General features: G+C 59.9%; 18 protein-coding genes and 1 pseudogene. 8 read left to right on the forward strand and 11 right to left on the reverse strand.

Annotated elements, in window-relative coordinates:
• Positions 1-557 precede the first annotated feature (557 nt).
• The 3 genes and pseudogenes from tssI to IB249_RS29785 form a co-directional block, all read left to right on the forward strand.
• The gene (gene tssI, locus IB249_RS18370; protein ID WP_192307153.1) at positions 558-3548 is read left to right on the forward strand and encodes a type VI secretion system tip protein TssI/VgrG; all 2991 of its coding nucleotides are present in this window, start codon (positions 558-560) and stop codon (positions 3546-3548) included.
• Positions 3545-3925: a hypothetical protein gene (locus tag IB249_RS18375; RefSeq protein ID WP_192307154.1), complete on the forward strand. Its 381-nt coding sequence runs from the start codon at positions 3545-3547 to the stop codon at positions 3923-3925. Before tssI ends, IB249_RS18375 begins: the two co-directional genes overlap by 4 nt.
• Positions 3926-4018: 93 nt before the next feature.
• Positions 4019-4219 (forward strand): annotated as a pseudogene (locus IB249_RS29785) (hypothetical protein); the annotation flags it as partial.
• A 242-nt stretch (positions 4220-4461) separates the two neighbouring features.
• Here the strand turns inward: IB249_RS29785 and IB249_RS18380 are convergent.
• The 3 genes from IB249_RS18380 to IB249_RS18390 form a co-directional block, all read right to left on the reverse strand.
• Positions 4462-4737 (reverse strand): HU family DNA-binding protein, encoded by a 276-nt coding sequence (locus IB249_RS18380; RefSeq protein WP_003213368.1) that lies wholly within the window; start codon positions 4735-4737, stop codon positions 4462-4464.
• A 192-nt stretch (positions 4738-4929) separates the two neighbouring features.
• Positions 4930-6078 (reverse strand): NAD(P)/FAD-dependent oxidoreductase, encoded by a 1149-nt coding sequence (locus IB249_RS18385; protein ID WP_192307155.1) that lies wholly within the window; start codon positions 6076-6078, stop codon positions 4930-4932.
• 20 nt (positions 6079-6098) lie between these two features.
• Entirely contained in the window at positions 6099-6266 is a 168-nt protein-coding gene (locus IB249_RS18390; RefSeq protein WP_007954349.1) for a rubredoxin, read from the reverse strand.
• A gap of 199 nt (positions 6267-6465) precedes the next feature.
• Here IB249_RS18390 and IB249_RS18395 point away from each other — a divergent pair, with 199 nt between their 5' ends.
• Together IB249_RS18395 and ubiA are read left to right on the forward strand one after the other, a co-directional pair.
• Complete coding sequence (locus IB249_RS18395) at positions 6466-7017, forward strand: chorismate--pyruvate lyase family protein (RefSeq protein ID WP_192307156.1); 552 nt, start codon at positions 6466-6468, stop codon at positions 7015-7017.
• Positions 7017-7907, forward strand: coding sequence for a 4-hydroxybenzoate octaprenyltransferase (ubiA, locus tag IB249_RS18400; RefSeq protein WP_192307157.1), 891 nt, complete (start codon positions 7017-7019; stop codon positions 7905-7907). The genes IB249_RS18395 and ubiA overlap by 1 nt, the downstream gene beginning before the upstream one ends.
• 145 nt (positions 7908-8052) lie before the next feature.
• On the opposite strand, the gene IB249_RS18405 is transcribed toward ubiA, so the two are convergent.
• Positions 8053-8445 (reverse strand): hypothetical protein, encoded by a 393-nt coding sequence (locus IB249_RS18405; RefSeq protein WP_192307158.1) that lies wholly within the window; start codon positions 8443-8445, stop codon positions 8053-8055.
• A 152-nt stretch (positions 8446-8597) separates the two neighbouring features.
• Here IB249_RS18405 and phoB point away from each other — a divergent pair, with 152 nt between their 5' ends.
• The 3 genes from phoB to IB249_RS18420 all read left to right on the forward strand — a co-directional run bounded on the left by phoB (position 8598) and on the right by IB249_RS18420 (position 12117).
• Entirely contained in the window at positions 8598-9287 is a 690-nt protein-coding gene (phoB, locus tag IB249_RS18410) for a phosphate regulon transcriptional regulator PhoB (RefSeq protein ID WP_192307159.1), read from the forward strand.
• Positions 9288-9367: 80 nt separating this feature from the next.
• Complete coding sequence (phoR, locus tag IB249_RS18415; protein ID WP_263864721.1) at positions 9368-10654, forward strand: phosphate regulon sensor histidine kinase PhoR; 1287 nt, start codon at positions 9368-9370, stop codon at positions 10652-10654.
• A gap of 122 nt (positions 10655-10776) precedes the next feature.
• Positions 10777-12117 carry a hemolysin family protein gene (locus IB249_RS18420; RefSeq protein ID WP_192307161.1) on the forward strand — a complete coding sequence of 447 codons (1341 nt, stop codon included), beginning with the start codon at positions 10777-10779 and terminating at the stop codon, positions 12115-12117.
• A gap of 96 nt (positions 12118-12213) precedes the next feature.
• Here the strand turns inward: IB249_RS18420 and IB249_RS18425 are convergent, their stop codons facing one another.
• The 7 genes from IB249_RS18425 to pstA all read right to left on the reverse strand — a co-directional run bounded on the left by IB249_RS18425 (position 12214) and on the right by pstA (position 18688).
• Positions 12214-13110, reverse strand: coding sequence for a peptidoglycan DD-metalloendopeptidase family protein (locus IB249_RS18425; RefSeq protein WP_192307162.1), 897 nt, complete (start codon positions 13108-13110; stop codon positions 12214-12216).
• A 97-nt stretch (positions 13111-13207) separates the two neighbouring features.
• Positions 13208-13519: a helix-turn-helix domain-containing protein gene (locus tag IB249_RS18430; RefSeq protein ID WP_192307163.1), complete on the reverse strand. Its 312-nt coding sequence runs from the start codon at positions 13517-13519 to the stop codon at positions 13208-13210.
• A 3-nt stretch (positions 13520-13522) separates the two neighbouring features.
• A complete protein-coding gene (locus IB249_RS18435; RefSeq protein ID WP_192307164.1) occupies positions 13523-13846 on the reverse strand; it encodes a type II toxin-antitoxin system RelE/ParE family toxin in 324 nt (107 codons plus the stop codon).
• Between the two features lie 282 nt (positions 13847-14128).
• Positions 14129-15067 (reverse strand): response regulator, encoded by a 939-nt coding sequence (locus tag IB249_RS18440; protein ID WP_192307165.1) that lies wholly within the window; start codon positions 15065-15067, stop codon positions 14129-14131.
• A 166-nt stretch (positions 15068-15233) separates the two neighbouring features.
• Positions 15234-15995 (reverse strand): phosphate signaling complex protein PhoU, encoded by a 762-nt coding sequence (gene phoU, locus IB249_RS18445; RefSeq protein WP_192307166.1) that lies wholly within the window; start codon positions 15993-15995, stop codon positions 15234-15236.
• A gap of 72 nt (positions 15996-16067) precedes the next feature.
• Positions 16068-16901 (reverse strand): phosphate ABC transporter ATP-binding protein PstB, encoded by an 834-nt coding sequence (pstB, locus tag IB249_RS18450; protein WP_192307167.1) that lies wholly within the window; start codon positions 16899-16901, stop codon positions 16068-16070.
• Positions 16902-17017: 116 nt separating this feature from the next.
• On the reverse strand, positions 17018-18688 hold the full coding sequence (pstA, locus tag IB249_RS18455) for a phosphate ABC transporter permease PstA (RefSeq protein ID WP_192307168.1): 1671 nt from the start codon (positions 18686-18688) through the stop codon (positions 17018-17020).
• Positions 18689-18701: the final 13 nt, after the last annotated feature.

Raw genomic sequence — 18701 nt, forward strand, 5'->3', positions numbered from 1 at the left:
TGCATTCGGACGTGCATCAGGATTGTTTGCAGTTATTTCTATAACCGCCATTTAAAGGCACCGAGCTCGGTACCCAGGCATGTTTCATAATGTTTGGGCGGGCGTCCCCTCTGTCCAATGGTGAGTTACTGGCCAAATTCTTATAACCCTCATGTTCAAGATCACTTGAAAGCATTGAGATAGAGCCTTCAAAACATTAACGCCCACCAAGACCCCGTATTCACTGGCCATGGCCCGCCGAGACAGGATCCGAAGCATGCCAAAAATAAAACAATATAAATGTAGGACCGTTCCGAAATATTGCCGGTGTCATGAAGAAAATGACGAACGACCATCAGAATGCCGAGGCAGACACATTTAAATAAAACTCAATAGTTACACTTATATGTTGCGGAAATTTCACACTTAGCTTTGGGATCCGTCCGACATAATTCTTCAGAATTCATTGTTAGGTTGCGTAATATTTTGACGAACAATCACGACCCCCAGGGCTCGGCGTCGCGCTTTACTTCTATCTCAGTTCAAGGAAGGGCTGAAAAACAAAAAGGATCAAGAACATGCTCTCATCGGCTAATGCTGCCTTTTTCACCCTCACGATCCCGAACATCCGCAACAATTTCAAAGTTCTCAATTTCATGGGCAGCGAAGCCCTCAATGCCCTGTATTCCATCAAGGTCGAAGTGGTCAGTGAATACCGGGATTTCGACATTGAGGATCTGCTTTGCCAACCGGCTTTTTTACAATTCGGGCCCGGAGACGAAGGCATCCATGGCCGGATCGAAAACGTGGTTGCCGGAGAGGTCGGCGAGCGCCTGACGCGTTATCAGCTAACGCTGGTGCCTGCACTGCATTATCTGAAATACAGCTACAACCAACGAATTTTTCAGAAACTGACAGTGCCGCAGATCATCACTCAGGTGCTCCAACAGCACGGTATGCAGACCGATGTGTTCACCTTCCACGTACGTACCAGCGAAGAGCGCGAATACTGCACTCAATATGACGAAAGTGACTTCGAGTTCATCCGACGCCTATGCGCGGAGGACGGAATCGCCTGGCATCACCAGCATGCTTGCGAACGTCATCTGCTGGTGTTCACCGACGACTCGGTATTTTTCCCGATGCTCGGCGCCACCCCCTATCGACAGGACGCCGGGATGGTCGCAGAACAGCCGGTCGTCAGCCGCCTCACCCTGGCTTTCAGCACTCGCACCAGCAGGGTGACCCGTCGCAGCTATGACCTGAAACGCCCAAGCCGACTGCTGGAAAATCGCTTCACGGCTGCATTCACCCCCGAGCTTGAAGATTATCGCTACCCGCTGCGGATGGAGACGGAAGAACACGGGCGACGGCTCGCCCGCCTGGCACTGGAGCGGCACCGGGTCGACTATCAGTGGGTTGAGGGCAAGAGCAATCAGCCCACGTTGCGCAGCGGACACCTGTTTGACCTGACCGAACATCCGCGCAAAGCCTGCAATGACAAGTGGCTGCTGGTCAGCGTCAAACACACTGGCAAACAACCACAGGTCCTTGAGGAGGCTATCGGCCACGAGACACAGCCCACCGATGGCTTCAGCCAGGGCTATCGCAACGAGTTCAGCGCCATTCAAGCAGACATCGTCTATCGCCCACCGCTGCGTCCTCGCAAAAAGCTGATAAGCCAGACTGCCCGTGTGACAGGCCCGGCCAATGAAGAGATCCACTGCGATGAATATGGCCGTGTCAAAGTCGAGTTCCACTGGGATCGCGCCGAGCCTGACAGTGAGTTCAGCAGTTGCTGGCTGCGGGTAGCGTCCAGTTGGGCCGGTGAGGGATTTGGCGCGGTGACCATTCCACGCGTCGGGATGGAAGTGGTCGTCACCTTTCTGGAAGGCGATCCGGATCAACCGCTGATTACCGGATGCGTGGCCAATCGGGTCAACGCGCTCGCCCACCCTCTGCCCGCACACAAGACCAGAACCGTACTGCGCAGCCGAAGCTCACCCCGTAACGGCGGTTATAACGAACTGTCGATCGAGGACCGTGCCGGGCAGGAAAAAATCGCCCTGCGCGCGCAACGCGACCTCGAGCAATTGATCTTCCGCAACAGCACTTGCCTGATCAAAGGCGACGAAAACCATACCACCGAAGGCCGGCGAACCACGGTGATTGGCGGTGATGAGCTGATCGCCATCAGCGGCAACAGCCGCACGACAGCCGACGGTTCGTTGGTGATTCAGGCCGGCCAACGGGCACATGTCACGGCCTCCAATGTGGTGATCGATGCGCAAACGAGCCTGACGCTCAGCGCAGGAGGCCACCACATCGTCATCAACACCGAGGGGATTTTCAGCAGTGTGCCGATTGTCGAGGGCGGCGGAGTACTTCCGGAGGAGACGCAGGTGCCTGCGAAATACGACCCTGTGGATGAACTGGAGGAAGAAGAAGAGGAAGTCGAAGAGCAAGGGCTGACGCTACAAAACGGCAAGGGAATCGATCGCACCGCGAACAGCCGGCTTCACCGTGAACGGGTCCCCAGTTATTCCTCGAAAGGGATAAATAGTGCCGATGCTCATGAGCCCGGTTTCTACGTCGTTCCCCAAAGCACAACCCGCGAACGACTCGAGTCCAATCTGTTCGTCCTGCGCGATCCGGCGGTGATGGATAAATTCAAGTTACTTAACCCGCTCCTCAGCGATGTCAAAGCGGGCTCCATGATCGTGCTCAGCGACCCCAACAATCACCAATGCACTCGACAAGAAGCCTTGCTCATGGAGGTGGCAGCCAAGACCAATCAGATCATCGATACGCTTAGCCCGGAGGAAGCGGATTTCATGGTTCGCCACCGCGACGAAATCCAGACCTTTCTGGCCTTGGGTTCAAATGCCATCGGCGTCGGGCAAAGTATTTTCAATAACAATCTGGATAACGTGAGAAAAACCCTGCAGGAAATTGAAGCCCTTCACCAACTGTCATTTCAAAAAGATGGACATTTGCGCTCCCCGAACTTCCTTGCAGAACGCAAACGCTTGCTCGCCAATCTCAATACGCACCTCACCCGTTTGACGAAAAAGGGTATTGGCTTCCCCGACCACCCCAACTTGAAACGCGCACTGGGCCTGTCCAGCCAAAGTCTGATCCATCGCTGGACCGCAGCCGGGGCTACCGGGCAAATACCGGGTTACGCCACCCATCTTGAGGGGGTGGCGAAGGCTTCCAAATACGTCAAGGCCGGCGGGTGGGTTGGGACAGCTGTTGGTGGTGGGGCGTCTGTGTTGAAGGTTCGAGAAGTGTGTTCTGCAGGCAGCGCTGAAGAATGTGAGCGAGTTAAATTTACTGAGTCGGGGGCATTCGCTGGCGGTGTCGGCGGTGGTATTACTGCGGGCTTGATGTTAAGTCAAACACCAATTGTTGGCACAGTCTGCATCGGATTGGGATTACCTACAGCAGGGCTGGCGACATTGGCATGCGGCGTTGTCGTAGTGGGTCTCATCTCTTATACAGGCAGCATGCTGGGTAACAGGTATGGCGAGAAATTTGGCGAAGTCATTTTTGAGATTGAAGAATGAGCATCACCAAACTGATAGTTGGCTACACCTGCGGTGTGGTGCTGTTAGCGCTATGCGCTTGCACCGCATATGCTGTTTATCTGGGTCATACACAAGGACACCTAATGCGTGAGCACTTCAAAGAAAATTCTCCTGCATTAATAAATCCCGGAAATGGATACAGTTATATTTACCGACAGTTGCAGTTCGTTGGTGGAATCGCCTGTGTCTTGACGTTCCCTAACTTCTTTATAAAGCATGGAACGGTCAGCGCCGAGGATATTAAAAATTTTCCTTCGCATCTCAGATTTAAGCTTGTAGCTCTGTATCGGACAGTTATAAGCATTTATATGTTTATGGCGTTAACTGTCGGGCTAATGGAGTCAGGTTTTTTATAACGACAAAACCGGGCTGCTCGCAATTGTGCCACTGCTAACCACCGTATCGGAAGTTGGAAGGCTCAAATAGATAACTTGAAAAGGCATACGCCGGGATATCCACTGGCACCAGGCGGCATCGCCAAGGTGTGGTGGGGAGGTGCCTGTCTGAATGCCACCGAGGTCACCCGCGTCCAAGGCACGATCAATCCCGAACGCCCTTACGTCGGCACGTCCAATGGAAAACATCGACCGCTTTCAGAACAATCCAACGCCTACATCGAAAAATTCGGAATACCTTTCGGCAGTTGGTAGCGCTGAATGACATCCAGGCCCTCTGCGCGGGTATTGGTAGGCGTGAGGCGATTGCGGGCCGGGCTCCGACGCCGGTTCATGGGGCTCTGATGCCCCGCGGTGCTCTCTGGTTTCATCGCAAGCAGGCTCGCTCCCACGGAGGGCTGCGGCACCCAATGCCGGGCACAAAAAATGGGCACTCAACCCGGGAAGGGTGTGCCCATTCTTCATTCGCTTCCCGCTGTGCGGGCCGGGAATACTGATTACGGATTGACGCTGTCTTTCAACGATTTGCCTGGCTTGAAGGCAACGGTGTTGCTGGCCTTGATTTTGACCGGCTCGCCGGTTTGCGGGTTTTTGCCGGTGCGGGCGCCGCGGTGGCGTTGCAGGAAGGTGCCGAAGCCGACCAGCGTCACGCTGTCCTTGCGGTGCAGGGCGCCGGTGATTTCTTCGAGAACGGCGTTGAGAACGCGGTTGGCCTGTTCTTTGGTGAGATCTGCTTTCTCCGCGATGGCTGCGGCGAGTTCTGGTTTGCGCATAAGTGAAGCCCCTTTGACGGTTTTTTGTTGTTATGTCCGTGCTGCTCTCGTTGGAGCAGCGCCCAAAGCGCCGCAGGTGCTCTACTCTGCGGCAGACGGGAGTGAGGATGGCACGCGCCGAGAAGCCGCGCCAGCCTGCGCGCGACGTTTGTCTCGACAAAAGAGGGGTGATTGCGACAGAACGCCCGCTATTTACGCCAGCAGCGGTGGAAGTTCTTTGTTCAGCGCCAGTTTCTCCATCACGGCGGTGCCGGTCAGGGCGTAACCCAGCAGTTTGCCGGTCGCATCGCGGCACAGCACCTTGACGTCGGCGCCCTGGCCTTCGACCGTCCAGACGCCTTCCGAACCCCGTGGCGGCGGTGAAACCACCAACGGGCAGACCGGCGTTTTGACGGTGATTGGCATCGCGCCGTAGCTCACCGCCGTCGGGTTGCCGGCGAGGGTCTGGGCCAACGCTCTCGCACAGCTCATGAGGGGCATCACGTACAACAGGTTCAGCCCGTCGACTTCGGCGCAGTCGCCCAGGGCGTAGATGTTGGCGTGGGAGGTTTTCAGGTGGCGGTCGACGACCACGCCGCGATTGACCTGCAGACCTGCGGCAGCCGCCAGGTCGATGCGCGGGCGCAGGCCGATGGCCGAGACCACGACGTCACAGGCGATGACCTGACCGTCCGACAGGTGCGCTTCCAGGCCATCCGCCACGCGCTGCAAGCGGTTGAGCACCGGCCCGAGGTGGAAGCGCGCCCCCAGGCTTTCCAGCCCGGCCTGCACCGCTGCGGCGGCAGCCGGGTGCAGCAGCATCGGCATGACCTGCTCGCACGGCGCCACCAGTTGCACTTCATACCCGCCGAGGATCAGGTCGTTGGCGAATTCACAGCCGATCAGGCCGACACCCAGCAGCAACACCCGACGCTTGCCGGCGGCAAAGGCGCGGAAGCGTGCGTAGTCTTCGAGGTCGTTGATCGGGAACACGGCGTGCGCCGCATCGCCTTCGATGGGCACGCGCACGGTTTCGGCGCCCCAGGCCAGGATCAGGTCGCGGTAGCTCACCGCCTCTTCACCGATCCACAAGCGTTTGTGGCCGGGGTCGATGCCGCTGATGCGGGTGTGGGTGCGCACTTCGGCCTTCAACTGCTCGGCCATGGCGCCCGGTTCGGCCATGGCCAGGCCGTCGGCGTCCTTGTTTTTGCCAAAGCCGGTGGACAGCATCGGCTTGGAGTAGGAACGCCCGTCGTCGGCGGTGATCAGCAGCAGCGGGGTTTCGCCATCGAGCTTGCGAAACTCGCGGGCCAGGTTATAGCCCGCCAGGCCAGTGCCCACGATCACGACAGGTGCGTTCATGCCTTGCTCCTTGAAAGGTCTCAGTTGATTTCGATCATTTCGAAATCCATCTTGCCGACGCCACAATCCGGGCACAGCCAGTCTTCCGGCACGTCCTGCCACAGGGTGCCCGGCGCAATGCCGTCATCCGGCCAGCCGTCGGCTTCGTTGTAGATGAGCCCGCAGACCACACATTGCCACTTTTTCATTCAGCTACTTCCTCAGGTTCAGGCGCATTGCCGGCGCGGACGGTCGATGGTGCAGCGTTGCCATCCGGCTCAGGGCGTTTTGTACTGATCGTGCCTCGCAGATGCAAGCCTGTTCGACGCTCCGGGCCGCCCGATCACTCAAAATGATGAGCTGCCATGGTAAGCTCGCCGCCTCATTTGCTGCCAATAATGACTCATTGTGCAACACACAACCGCCCCGCAATGGCTGCTTCAAAGCCAACTCAACCCCCTCCCCGACGCCACTACGCTGGACTGGCTCTTCGATGAAGGCTCGCTGACCCGACGGCTGATCCGCCTGTCGAACGACGGTTTCAGCGTCACGCCGCTGTTCGAAGGCTGGCAAACACTGCGCGCCGACGAATGCATGGCGCTGGACCTGGCCGAAGGCAGCGAGGGCTGGGTGCGCGAGGTGTATCTGCGCGGCCACGGCGAAGCCTGGGTGTTCGCCCGCAGTGTGGCGGCACGCAGCGCGTTGCAGGGCGACGGGTTGCACATGGATGAGTTGGGCAGCCGTTCGCTGGGCGAGTTGCTGTTTTGTGATCATGCGTTTGCGCGGCGCGCCATCGAGGTCTGTCACTACCCTCAGGCTTGGCTGCCGCCGGAGTCCCGGGCACCGCAGTTGTGGGGACGCCGCTCGCGCTTCGACCGTGGCGCCTTGAGCGTGCTGGTGGCCGAAATTTTCCTGCCGACCTTGTGGCTCGCCACCCGCGCCCACCCGGAGAATTGCTGATGTACCAGAGCCTGCTCAAGTCCCTGAACCGCTTGAACCCACGGGCCTGGGATTTCATTCAGCTGACGCGCATGGACAAGCCGATCGGCATCTACCTGCTGCTGTGGCCCACCTTGTGGGCGCTGTGGATTGCCGGCGAGGGTTCGCCGTCCGTGGCCAACGTGGTGATTTTCGTGCTCGGTGTGGTGCTCACCCGTGCCGGCGGTTGCGTGATCAATGACTGGGCGGATCGCAAGGTCGATGGCCATGTGAAGCGTACCGAGCAACGGCCGCTGGTCAGCGGCAAGATCACCTCGCGCGAAGCCCTGGTGTTTTTCGCGGTGCTGATGGGCATCAGCTTCCTGCTGGTGTTGTGCACCAACGCGGCGACGGTCTGGCTGTCGTTCGGCGGCCTGGCCCTGGCGTGCACGTACCCGTTCATGAAGCGCTACACCTACTACCCGCAGGTGGTACTGGGCATGGCGTTTTCCTGGGGGATGCCGATGGCATTCACCGCCGAGACCGGCGAGTTGCCGGCGGTGGCGTGGTTGCTGTGGATCGCCAACCTGTTGTGGACGGTGGGCTACGACACCTATTACGCCATGACCGACCGCGACGACGACTTGAAGATCGGGGTCAAATCCACGGCAATCCTGTTTGGCGAAGCGGACCGGGTGATCATCGTGACCTTGCAGGGGTTGGCGTTGGGTTGCCTGCTGCTGGCCGGTTCGAAATTCGAGCTGGGCGTCTGGTTCCACTTGGGGTTGCTGGTGGCGGCGGGCTGTTTTGCCTGGGAGTTCTGGTACACCCGGGGCAAGGACCGGATGCGTTGCTTCAAGGCGTTCCTGCATAACCACTGGGCGGGGCTGGCGATTTTTGTCGGGATCGTGCTGGATTACGCGCTGCGCTAAACCAACACGATTTCTGTAGGAGCGAGCTTGCTCGCGAAGGTCGTGCAGGCGCCGCGGGCTCTCAGGTACCCCGCGTCATCGTTGACGTCCATCGCGAGCAGGCTCGCTCCCACAGAGGGATCCCAGTCCGGGAACGGAGCAGTTCCTACATTTTCGCACCCGTATTGGTGATGACGTGCCAGACGTCTTTCATCTTGTCACCGGTCTTGTCGCCCGGCGCCTTGTCCTTCATGAAGTAGTACAGCGGCTTGCCGTCGTAGGCCCATTGTTTGCTGCCGTCGTCACGGGTGATGATCGTCCATTTGCCGTCGGCCTTGGCACCGTCCTCGGCCTTCAGTGGCGGCCAGTTTTCCGCGCACTGACCGGTGCACACCGACTTGCCGCCCGTGTCCTTGTCGAACGTGTACAAGGTCATTCCCTTGTGGTCGGTCATCACTCCGCCTTGCATCATCGCAGGCTCCGCCGCGAAGGCCATTGCCGGCACAGACAGGGCAGCGGCCAGCATCAGGGCTTTAAGGGATTGCGAGTAGTGAGTCATGGAAACCTTCTTTTGTGGTTGTCAGGATTCGGACTTAGAGAATAGTTCAGGAACGCCACAATCGCCGTGCAGCTAAAATGTTGTCACACGACTGCAATAATTCCGTTATCTAATGCGGCGCAAGACAGTTAAATGACAAGAGGGTTAATGGCATGGTTGGCAGGAACATTCTGATCGTCGACGACGAAGCGCCCATCCGCGAGATGATCGCCGTTGCGTTGGAAATGGCCGGCTATGACTGCCTGGAGGCCGAGAACTCTCAGCAGGCTCATGCCATTATCGTCGACCGCAAGCCGGACCTGATCCTGCTCGACTGGATGCTGCCCGGCACCTCCGGCATCGAACTGGCCCGCCGCCTCAAACGCGATGAGCTGACCGGGGATATCCCGATCATCATGCTCACGGCCAAGGGCGAAGAGGACAACAAGATCCAGGGCCTGGAAGTCGGCGCCGACGACTACATCACCAAACCGTTTTCCCCCCGTGAGCTGGTGGCACGTCTCAAGGCCGTGCTGCGCCGTGCCGGGCCAACCGATGGCGAGGCACCGATCGAAGTCGGCGGCCTGCTGCTGGACCCGATCAGCCACCGCGTGACCATCGACGGTAAACCGGCCGAAATGGGCCCCACCGAATACCGCTTGCTGCAATTCTTCATGACCCATCAGGAACGCGCCTACACCCGCGGCCAGTTGCTGGATCAGGTCTGGGGCGGCAATGTCTACGTTGAAGAGCGCACCGTGGACGTGCACATTCGTCGCCTGCGCAAAGCCCTCGGTGATGCTTACGAAAATCTGGTACAAACCGTGCGCGGCACCGGCTATCGGTTCTCCACCAAAGCCTGATCCGGACCTTCCCGCCCGACAAGCTGACAAGGACGCGCGTTAACGTGAACCAAAACTGGCATGGCATCCTCATTCGCCACATGCTGCTACTGGTCACCGCTTGCCTGGTGATCGGCCTGATTACCGGCTATTACGGCTGGAGCCTCGCCGCAGGCCTGGGTCTTTACCTGGCCTGGACCCTCAAGCAATTGTTGCGTCTGCACGAGTGGCTGCGCCTGCACAAACCAGATGAAGCACCGCCCGACGGCTATGGCCTGTGGGGCGAAGTGTTCGACAGCATCTATCACCTGCAACGTCGCGACCAACGGGTACGCGGGCGCCTGCAAGCGGTGATCGACCGGGTTCAGGAGTCCACCGCCGCTCTGAAAGACGCGGTGATCATGCTCGACACCGACGGCAACCTGGAGTGGTGGAACCGCGCGGCGGAAACCCTGCTGGGCCTCAAGACGCCGCAGGACAGCGGGCAGCCGGTGACCAACCTGGTGCGTCACCCGCGCTTCAAGGAATACTTCGAGCAGGACAACTACGCCGAGCCGCTGGAAATCCCCTCACCGACCAACGACCGCGTGCGCATTCAGCTGTACATCACCCGCTACGGCAACAACGAACACCTGATGCTGGTGCGCGACGTGACGCGCATCCATCAACTGGAGCAGATGCGCAAGGACTTCATCGCCAACGTGTCCCATGAACTGCGCACACCGCTGACAGTGATCTGCGGTTACCTGGAAACCCTGCTCGACAACGTCGACGAGGTGAACCCGCGCTGGAGCCGTGCCCTGCAGCAAATGCAGCAACAAGGCGGACGCATGCAGACGCTGCTCAACGACCTGTTGCTGCTGGCCAAGCTGGAAGCCACCGATTACCCGTCGGACAACCACCCCGTGGCCGTCGAGAGCTTGTTGCAATCGATCAAGAGCGACGCCCAGCAGTTATCCGGGCAGAAAAACCAGCGCATCACCCTGGAAGCCGACCCGACGATCAACCTCAAGGGCAGCGAGGCCGAACTGCGCAGTGCGTTTTCCAACCTGGTGTTCAACGCGGTGAAGTACACCCCGGCGGAGGGCAACATCCGCATTCGCTGGTGGGGCGACGAGCAAGGCGCACACCTGAGCGTGCAGGATTCGGGTATCGGCATCGACAGCAAACACCTGCCGCGCCTGACCGAGCGCTTCTACCGGGTCGATTCCAGCCGCAACTCCAACACCGGCGGCACCGGGCTCGGGCTGGCCATCGTCAAGCACGTGTTGCTGCGCCACCGCGCCCGCATGGAGATCAGCAGCGTGCCGGGCCACGGCAGTACGTTCACCTGCCATTTCGCCCCGGCACAGGTCAGCAAATCCCGGGCGATCAGCATGACCGACTGATACCGGCCAGCACGCGCCACTAGGCAATCGACAAGTCAGCCGCTACATTGGCTGACTTGTGCCTGCCTTTCAGGCATGTCATTGATCCCTTTTCGAATACACGGAACCCGCAAAACTCCATCATGGACCCTTCCCCTGGCTTGACCCTCGCGACACTCTTCGCCGATTTCGGCATGATTCTTTTTGCTTTGATCCTGGTTTTGCTCAACGGCTTTTTCGTTGCGGCGGAATTCGCCATGGTCAAGTTGCGCTCGACCCGGGTCGAAGCCATCGCTGACAAGAACGGCTGGCGCGGGCACATCCTGCGCACCGTTCACAGTCAGCTCGATGCCTACCTGTCGGCGTGCCAGCTGGGTATTACCCTCGCCTCCCTGGGCCTGGGCTGGGTCGGTGAGCCGGCCTTCGCGCACATCCTCGAACCGCTGCTGGAAACCGTGGGCGTGCAGTCGCCCGAAGTGATCAAGGGGGTGTCGTTCTTCGCCGCGTTCTTCGTCATTTCCTACCTGCACATCGTGGTCGGCGAACTGGCCCCGAAATCCTGGGCGATCCGTAAACCCGAACTGCTGTCGTTGTGGACTGCCGTCCCGCTGTACCTGTTCTATTGGGCCATGTACCCGGCGATCTACCTGCTCAACGCCAGCGCCAACACCATCCTGCGGATCGCCGGCCAGGGTGAGCCCGGTCCGCATCACGAACACCATTACAGCCGTGAAGAACTGAAACTGATCCTGCACTCCAGCCGGGGCCAGGACCCGAGCGACCAAGGCATGCGCGTGCTGGCCTCGGCGGTGGAAATGGGCGAGCTGGAAGTGGTCGACTGGGCCAATTCCCGCGAAGACCTGGTGACCCTGGAGTTCAATGCGCCGCTCAAGGAAATCCTGGCGATGTTCCGTCGCCACAAGTTCAGCCGCTATCCGGTGTACGACAGCGACCGTCAGGAGTTCGTCGGCCTGCTGCACATCAAGGACCTGCTGCTGGAACTGGCGGCCCTGGACCACATTCCCGAGTCGTTCAACCTGGCTGAACTGACCCGCCCGCTGGAACGCGTCTCGCGGCACATGCCGTTGTCGCAGTTGCTGGAGCAGTTCCGCAAGGGCGGCTCGCACTTTGCCCTGGTCGAAGAAGCCGATGGCAACATCATCGGCTACCTGACCATGGAAGACGTGCTGGAAGTGCTGGTCGGCGATATCCAGGACGAACACCGCAAGGCCGAGCGCGGAATCCTCGCCTACCAGCCGGGCAAGTTGCTGGTGCGTGGCGATACCCCGCTGTTCAAGGTCGAGCGGCTGCTGGGCATCGACCTGGATCACGTCGAAGCCGAAACCCTGGCCGGTCTGGTCTACGAATCCCTGAAACGGGTGCCGGAAGAGGAAGAAGTGCTGGAAGTCGAAGGCCTGCGGATCATCATCAAGAAGATGAAGGGGCCGAAGATCATTCTGGCGAAGGTGTTGATGCTCGATTGAGTCGGCCCGGGCCTGCACCGCGTCGATGCCTTCGCGAGCAGGCTCGCTCCCACCAGTGCTGTGGGAGCGAGCCTGCTCGCGACAGACCGGCCCCCGTCACTGCTTGCCGAGTGCAAAATTCGGCAGACTGCCCATCGGTTGCCTGAACTGATAAGGGATCGAGACCAACCCCAGCCCGGTATTGCGCTGCACCACGAAATGCAGGTGCGGCCCGCTGCTGTTGCCGGTGTTGCCCGACAGCGCCAACGGGCTGCCTACCGACACCCGCTGCCCTTCGCGAACGCTGACCGAGCCTTGCTTGAGGTGCAGGTACACGCCCATCGTCCCGTCATCGTGCAGTACCCGGACGAAATTGCCCGCCGGATCGCTGCCGCGCCCGGTCTGCGCATTTTCGGTTTTCACCACCACCCCGCCGCGCGCCGCGATGATTGGCGTGCCCTCGGGCATCGCGATGTCCATGGCGTAGCGGTTCCTGGGCCCGAAGTGGCTGTATTGGCCATTGGCACCCTGACTCAGGCGAAACGGCCCGCCACGCCAGGGGTATGGGTATTGATAGGCCAGGGCAGCCCCTGAGGGGTCGCCCAGGGAATATTCGAACCTGGGCACATAGGCCAGCGGCTTCTCGGCGTTCATCGCCGTGAGCAACGCCAGGCGAATGCTGCTGCGAGCGGGCATGACCCGGCGAATCGGCCGGCTCGGCGCACCGTTGACGTTCTGCAGCCCGGCAAAGCTCAACTCGATCTCCACCGGCGCATACAGGTCATTGCGCACGTAGACGCTGTCTGCGCCCTTTTTCTTGGTGATGACCAGGTACACCTGGCGCTCGAGGTGCTCGACCATGCGATCACGAAAGGTGAACACCTGGGCGCCTTTCGAGGGGCGGTCGCTATAGGAGACCACGCCGTTGGCGTCGGTGGACTTGTAGATCGTCATGGCCGACGCCTGGGCGCAAGCCATGAAAAGACCGCAGAAAAACATCAGTCGCGCGAGCATGGGCAGAATTCTGTCGAGTAGGATCTGGGAAAGAGCCTAGCAGCTGCAATGGACCCGGGTAGTCGACAGAGGTTGCAGTGCGAGTTGCACCGCCGGATCAGCCCAGGGACATAGCCTCATTTCGCGAAAAACAAATATCGATGTCCAACCGCGCCGCTGCGGATAGATTCACCAACGCATCGAGTGAGAACTTATCAATCTTGCCGCTGAGCACATCGTTGAGCCGCGGCTGAGTGATCTTCAACCGTCTGGCAGCCTCTACCTGAGAAAGCTCCCACCCGCGGATGGTCTTGCACAGTTCCAGCATCAGTTTGGAGCGCAGTCGCATGTTTGCAGCTTCCTGCGGCGTGTCTTCCAACGCATCCCAAATATTGGCGTAGCGCTGTCCTTGGTCGTGAAGGTCCGTCATGTCTTAACCTATTTCCTGCAATCTGACACGTGCCAGTTCGATATCCCGTGTTTCGGTTTTTCGCGTGGTCTTCTGGATGGCATGCAGCACGTAAATAGCCTCAGGCCGATTAACCACATAAAACACCCGAAACACCCCTGACGCCTCTGTGACTCTGATTTCGTTAACGCCCTGCCCCACCGTTTTCATCGGCCGCCAGTCAAAGGGCTCCTCACCCTGTTGCAGAATATCCAGCTGAAAACCGACAGCTCTGCGTGCATCGAGCGGGAAAGCCCGCAGATCCTTGAGTGAGCTCGCGACAAACACCACATCCTTGTGCCTCGACATCGACTTCTCCTGTTGGTGACAGGAAAAGCGTAATCGACGATACCCACACAAGGTGGTCCGGGTTGTTTCAAGGCATGCCCAAAGGGCGCGTTATCAAACAGGCTATATCAGAACAGATATAACTCAAGACGAGCGTTGAGTTATCGGATAGGCGGAGGGTGAAACGAGCTAGGGCGGGCTGCTGGATGCCCCCTTCGCAAGGCCCGACTCGCCCCCACAAGGAAACGCATTTCCCCGTGGCAGCGAGCCGGCGCGCGAAGGCGGACTGTCAGGCGACGAGGATCATGCGCCTGGGACGAAGTGCTTCTGCGCCGTCCCACGGGCGATCAGGCGGGACAGGTAATCGAGCTTCTGCGCGTCCTTGTCGACAAAGCGGAACGTCAGTTGCAGCCATTCGCTGTCGGGTTTCTGCTCGTGGGCCACGATGGCGTGCAGATAGCCGTTCAGGCGCGCAACTTCAGCGTTGTCGCCCTGCTCCAGGTCGAGTACTGCACTGTCTAGCACTTGTGGCAGCGCTTCGGCGCGCTTGACCACCAACAGCGCCTCCTTGAGGCTCAGGGCCTTGATCACGCATTGCTGCACGCCATTGGGCAGGCGCAACTGACCCTGGCCACGCCCGCCGTTGGCAGCGCTGGCCGCGGGCGTCGGCGCTTTCACCGGCGGGCTGTTGAGCAGACCACGGGAGGGGGCAGCGGCTGCAGTGGCCGGTGCTGGCGCCGCAGCGGGCGCCGACACAGCGGCGGCCACGGCAGGTTTGCCGCCGGTCAGTGCGCTCAGCGAATCGTTGCCAAACGCCGAATTCATTTTGGTCGGTGCGCTGTTCATCAAGGTATCGAGCTTGCCGACCTTGTTCAGCGCCTGCTTGACCTTGGTCAGCAGTTGCTCGTTGGTGAACGGCTTGCTGACGTAACCGGAAACGCCAGCCTGGATCGCCTGGACGACGTTCTCCTTGTCCCCACGGCTGGTCACCATCACGAAGGGCATGGTCTTGAGGTTGTCCTGTTCGCGGCACCAGGTCAGCAGTTCCAGGCCGGACATTTCCGGCATTTCCCAGTCGCACAGGACCAGGTCGAACGCTTCCCGCGCCAGAAAGGCCTGGGCCTTCTTGCCGTTAATGGCGTCTTCGATGCGAATGCCCGGGAAGTAGTTACGCAGGCACTTCTTCACCAGGTCACGAATGAACGACGCATCGTCCACGACCAACACACTGACCTTACTCATCCATCACCCCTTTAAAAAATCCTGGCAAGCATACCGCTTTACTGATGGCACTTCGCCATAAACCTTCAGTCACGCCGGGACTTTTCGTTCGCGGGTGCTGCTGTCGAATCCAGCCCCGTGAACAAAAACGCCCGGCCAAAAGACCGGGCGCTTTACTAGGGCAATCTTATTTATCGTCAGCTTCGCCCGGAACATTAGCGGTTTCACCACTTGTGCCTTCAACTTCTTCCTTCATGCGCTTGAGGCCCAGGTGACGCACATCGGTGCCGCGCACCAGATAAATCACCAGCTCAGAGATATTGCGCGCGTGGTCGCCAATGCGTTCCAGCGAGCGCAGGACCCAGATAATGCTCAAGACCCGCGAGATAGAGCGTGGGTCTTCCATCATGTAGGTGGCGAGCTCACGCAGGGCGGTCTTGTATTCGCGGTCGATGATCTTGTCGTATTGCGCCACCGACAACGCCAGGTCGGCATCGAAGCGGGCAAAGGCGTCCAGGGCGTCACGCACCATGTTGCGCACCTGGTCACCGATGTGGCGCACTTCGACGTAACCGCGTGGCGCTTCGCCTTCCTCGCACAGCTGGATGGCGCGGCGGGCGATCTTGGTCGATTCGTCGCCGATGCGCTCGAGGTCGATCACCGATTTCGAAATGCTGATGATCAGACGCAAGTCGGACGCCGCCGGCTGACGACGGGCCAGGATGCGCAGGCATTCTTCGTCGATGTTGCGTTCCATCTGGTTGATCTGTTCGTCGATCTCGCGCACCTGCTGGGCCAGGCCGGAATCAGCCTCGATCAGCGCCGTGACCGCGTCATTGACCTGCTTTTCCACCAGCCCGCCCATGGCCAGGAGGTGGCTGCGCACTTCCTCGAGCTCGGCGTTGAACTGCGCGGAAATGTGATGGGTAAGGCCTTCTTTACTAATCATTGTTGGCGTCCTTGGGGCGTCCGGTAAGGTGCGGTGGACCGCAGCGTCAGTTCAGTGAGCAACCACGATGTCCTAGCCGTAGCGACCGGTGATGTAGTCTTCGGTCTGTTTCTTCGCCGGATTGGTGAACAGGGTGTCGGTGTCGCCGAACTCCACCAGTTTGCCCATGTACATGAACGCCGTGTAGTCGGAAACACGAGCGGCCTGTTGCATGTTGTGGGTCACGATGACGATGGTGAACTTCGATTTCAGCTCGTAGATCAGCTCTTCGACCTTCAGTGTGGAGATCGGGTCGAGTGCCGAGCACGGTTCGTCGAGCAGCAGCACTTCCGGTTCCACGGCGATGGTGCGCGCGATCACCAGACGTTGCTGCTGACCGCCGGACAGGCCCAGTGCCGAGTCGTGCAGGCGGTCCTTGACTTCGTCCCACAGCGCCGCGCCTTTCAACGCCCACTCGACCGCTTCGTCGAGCACGCGTTTTTTGTTGATGCCCTGGATACGCAGGCCGTAAACCACGTTTTCGTAGATGGTTTTCGGGAACGGGTTGGGCTTCTGGAACACCATGCCGACCCGGCGACGCAGCTCGGCCACGTCCTCGCCCTTGCGGTAGATGTTGTTGCCGTAGAGGTTGATCTCACCTTCCACGCGGCAGCCGTCGACCAGGTCGTTCATGCGGTTGAAGGTGCGCAGCAGCGTGGACTTGCCGCAGCCGGACGGGCCGATGAACGCCGTCACGCGCTGTTTCGGGATGTTCATGCTGACGTCGTACAGCGCCTGCTTGTCGCCGTAGAACAGGTTCAGGCCCGGCACTTCGATGGCCACGGTTTCCTGCGCCAGGTTCAGGCTCTGTTTGTCGCGACCCAAGGCAGACATGTTGATGCCGTGGGTATGGGTTTCGTGCTGCATGGGAGGCTCCCTGTGCTGACAAATTCGGTTCGGAACACTGCTTGTCGCAATGCTCATCAATATTCCTGCGGATGCGCTTCAGTGTGGGAGCGGGCCTGCCCGCCCCCACATTGAAATCAGCTATCCAGCGCCTTGTATTTTTCGCGCAGGTGGTTACGGATCCACACTGCCGACAGGTTCAACGTCGCAATCACCAGCACCAGCAGCAACGCGGTGGCGTACACCAGCGGCCGTGCGGCTTCGACGTTCGGGCTCTGGAAGCCGACGTCATAAATATGGAAGCCCAGGTGCATGATTTTCTGGTCGAGGTGCAGGTACGGGTAGTTGCCGTCCAGTGGCAACGACGGCGCCAGTTTCACTACGCCCACCAGCATCAGCGGCGCCACTTCGCCGGCGGCGCGGGCCACGGCGAGGATCATGCCGGTCATCATCGCCGGGCTGGCCATCGGCAGCACGATCTTCCACAAGGTTTCCGCCTTGGTCGCGCCAAGGGCCAGCGAGCCTTCCCGCACCGTACGGGGGATCCGCGCCAGGCCTTCTTCGGTGGCCACGATCACCACCGGCACCGCCAGCAGCGCCAGGGTCAGGGAGGCCCACAGCAGGCCCGGCGTACCGAAGGTCGGTGCCGGCAGCGCTTCGGGGAAGAACAAGCGGTCGACCGAGCCGCCCAGCACGTAGACGAAGAAGCCCAGGCCGAACACGCCATAGACAATCGCCGGAACGCCCGCCAGGTTGTTCACCGCGATGCGGATCACCCGGGTCAGCGTGTTCTGTTTGGCGTATTCACGCAGGTACACCGCCGCCAGCACACCGAACGGCGTCACGATCATGGCCATGATCAGGGTCATCATCACGGTGCCGAAAATCGCCGGGAAGATCCCGCCTTCGGTGTTCGCTTCCCGCGGATCGTCGCTGAGGAATTCCCAGACCTTGCTGAAGTAGAAGCCGATCTTGGTGAACGTGCCCATGGCATTCGGCTGGTAGGCATGAACCACCTTGCCCAGGCTGATTTCCAGTTCCTTGCCGTTGGCGTCACGAGCGGTCAGCGAGTCGCGATTGAACTGCGCGTGCAGATCGGTCAGACGCGCTTCGATGTCCTGGTAACGGGCATTGAGTTCGGCGCGCTCGGATTCCATGTCCGCTTGCGCAGCCGCGCTCATGTTGCCTTCCAGCTCCAGCTTGCGGCCGTGCAGGCGGATGCGTTCGAGGCCGGAGTTGATCGCGCCGATATCGGACTTCTCAAGGGTCTTGAGCTGGGCGGCGAGCTGGTTCACCCGATCGATCCGCGCTTGCAGTTCCGGCCACGCCGCTTCGCCTTCGGCGACGACCTTGCCGCCCTCTTTGACGTTGACCAGGTAACCGTAGAAATTGCCCCACTCGCGGCGCTCGATGGCCATCAACTCGGGTGGTGTGGTCTGCTGGGTCAGCCAGTCACCGACGATCCAGGTGAAGTCATTGCCGTTCAGGTCACGGTTGCCGACCTTGATCAGCTCGCGGGTCATGAACTCGGGGCCCTGATCGGGCACTGGCAGGCCCGCACTTTTCAGCCGAGCACGCGGCACTTCTTCCTTCTGTACCACCTCGCCGACGACCAGGTGATTGCCTTGGCCCGGTACGTCATAGCTGGCGTGAATCAAGTCCGCCGGCCAGAAGTGACCCAGACCGCGCACGGCGATCACCGCCAACAGGCCAATGGTCATGATGACCGCGATGGACACCGCGCCACCGCTGATCCAGACGCCGGGGGCGCCGCTCTTGAACCATCCTTTCAGGGAGTTCTGTTTCACAGACTTCTACCTT

The organism is Pseudomonas sp. PDM04 (assembly GCF_014851765.1).
Lineage (GTDB): Bacteria > Pseudomonadota > Gammaproteobacteria > Pseudomonadales > Pseudomonadaceae > Aquipseudomonas.

Bases quoted from the DNA above. Each gene is read 5' to 3' on its own strand.
- tssI (WP_192307153.1), top strand. From the start codon at position 558: ATGCTCTCATCGGCTAATGCTGCCTTTTTCACCCTCACGATCCCGAAC.
- IB249_RS18375 (WP_192307154.1), top strand. From the start codon at position 3,545: ATGAGCATCACCAAACTGATAGTTGGCTACACCTGCGGTGTGGTGCTG.
- IB249_RS18380 (WP_003213368.1), bottom strand. From the start codon at position 4,737: ATGCGCAAACCAGAACTCGCCGCAGCCATCGCGGAGAAAGCAGATCTC.
- IB249_RS18385 (WP_192307155.1), bottom strand. From the start codon at position 6,078: ATGAACGCACCTGTCGTGATCGTGGGCACTGGCCTGGCGGGCTATAAC.
- IB249_RS18390 (WP_007954349.1), bottom strand. From the start codon at position 6,266: ATGAAAAAGTGGCAATGTGTGGTCTGCGGGCTCATCTACAACGAAGCC.
- ubiA (WP_192307157.1), top strand. From the start codon at position 7,017: ATGTACCAGAGCCTGCTCAAGTCCCTGAACCGCTTGAACCCACGGGCC.
- IB249_RS18405 (WP_192307158.1), bottom strand. From the start codon at position 8,445: ATGACTCACTACTCGCAATCCCTTAAAGCCCTGATGCTGGCCGCTGCC.
- phoB (WP_192307159.1), top strand. From the start codon at position 8,598: ATGGTTGGCAGGAACATTCTGATCGTCGACGACGAAGCGCCCATCCGC.
- phoR (WP_263864721.1), top strand. From the start codon at position 9,368: ATGCTGCTACTGGTCACCGCTTGCCTGGTGATCGGCCTGATTACCGGC.
- IB249_RS18420 (WP_192307161.1), top strand. From the start codon at position 10,777: ATGGACCCTTCCCCTGGCTTGACCCTCGCGACACTCTTCGCCGATTTC.
- IB249_RS18425 (WP_192307162.1), bottom strand. From the start codon at position 13,110: ATGCTCGCGCGACTGATGTTTTTCTGCGGTCTTTTCATGGCTTGCGCC.
- IB249_RS18430 (WP_192307163.1), bottom strand. From the start codon at position 13,519: ATGACGGACCTTCACGACCAAGGACAGCGCTACGCCAATATTTGGGAT.
- IB249_RS18435 (WP_192307164.1), bottom strand. From the start codon at position 13,846: ATGTCGAGGCACAAGGATGTGGTGTTTGTCGCGAGCTCACTCAAGGAT.
- IB249_RS18440 (WP_192307165.1), bottom strand. From the start codon at position 15,067: ATGAGTAAGGTCAGTGTGTTGGTCGTGGACGATGCGTCGTTCATTCGT.
- phoU (WP_192307166.1), bottom strand. From the start codon at position 15,995: ATGATTAGTAAAGAAGGCCTTACCCATCACATTTCCGCGCAGTTCAAC.
- pstB (WP_192307167.1), bottom strand. From the start codon at position 16,901: ATGCAGCACGAAACCCATACCCACGGCATCAACATGTCTGCCTTGGGT.